The 1,261-nt window shown below is 43.9% G+C and carries 1 tRNA gene; it reads left to right on the top strand.

Features of this window, described 5'->3' with window-relative positions:
- Positions 1–204: 204 nt before the first annotated feature.
- Positions 205–279 (top strand) — tRNA-Asn (locus Q8P13_00105).
- The last annotated feature ends 982 nt before the right edge of the window (positions 280–1,261 follow it).

Genomic DNA, 1,261 nt, shown 5'->3' with positions numbered 1-1,261 from the left:
ATTGGGAACTAATATACAAAGAGGAAGAGACAGATCGACAACAAGCTTTGGTTCGGGAAAAACAATTAAAAAGTTATCGAGGTAGAGAGTTCATTAAAAAATATATTCCCCTGTAGCTCTCCGCCATTCGCCAGCTGGCGAAGGCGGAGGTAGAGCAGGAAGAATAAAAATAAACTCTCTTCAAGCAAATTAAAAATTATATATTCCCCTGTAGCTCAATGGTAGAGCGCTCGCCTGTTAAGCGAATGGTTCGTGGTTCGAGTCCACGCGGGGGAGCCAGATGGGACGAGAGGGCAATAAAGAGTCCTTTTGTCCCGTAACATCGTTCTTTTTCGTAAGTTCGAATTTTCCGTTTCCTAAACCCTTGAATTTATCAACATTCGAACCGTTTGTGGCTGAGACCGCTTCTGAGAGGATTTTGAAGGTCTTGGAGTAGGTGCAACTTAGTTTTCCTTCGTCTAGTTTCAAATCGCTGAAAACTAGCCTAATAAGGCTTCGTTGTTCGTCTAACATGTCCTTTGCTTTGGCTTTGAGGTAGATTTCCTTGGCTCTTTGGGAGAGTTCATAGATGTTTATGCCGAGGTTAATGTAACCAGTGCTTGCCTGGGAGTGTTTCTTTATCGACTCTGTCACTTCGTCTTTTTCTTCCGAGTATTGCTTAAACTTCCTGCTATAAAAGTCTGGCGTAATTTTCTCATCCAGTTTGTCATCGTATAACTTGTCCAACCGCTTCTGAACCGCCTCGTAGCGGGCTTCAAGTTCGCCAACAGTGCTGTTGTGGTATTCGATCTCGTCTTGGTGGCTTTCCTTGAGTGCCTTCTTGAGCCACTCGACTATATGGCTGTTTTTGATCTTTAAGCTGTCAAACCCTCCCAGGAGTTGTTCTTCGACTGCCTCTTCCTTTGCCCAGGTTTTTTGGCTGCAGTTGTGGTAATGGTTGCAGTGTCCGTAATTATGCCCTTTGGCGGTTTCCCAAGTGATTGACTTGCCACACTCGGCGCATTTGATCAACCCCTTGAAGAGGAATAAGTGTTTACGGTATTTAGGAGTCGTTTTGCTTTTAAGCATTGCTTGAACCTTATCAAAAAGTTCTTTGCTTATCAAAGACTCATGTTTGCCTTGATAAATCTCGTCGTTCCACCTAAGTTTACCAATATAAAATGGATCACGCAGCAGGGAGTGTATACGGCTGTTTTTGATCTTTAAGCTGTCAAACCCTCCCAGGAGTTGTTCTTCTACCTCTCCCTCCTTAGCCCAGATC

This window comes from bacterium (assembly GCA_030704665.1).
In the GTDB taxonomy this organism is placed as follows: Bacteria; Patescibacteriota; Microgenomatia; order Woykebacterales; family RBG-16-39-9b; genus JAUYID01.
This window is presented reverse-complemented; position numbering and strand designations above follow the sequence as displayed.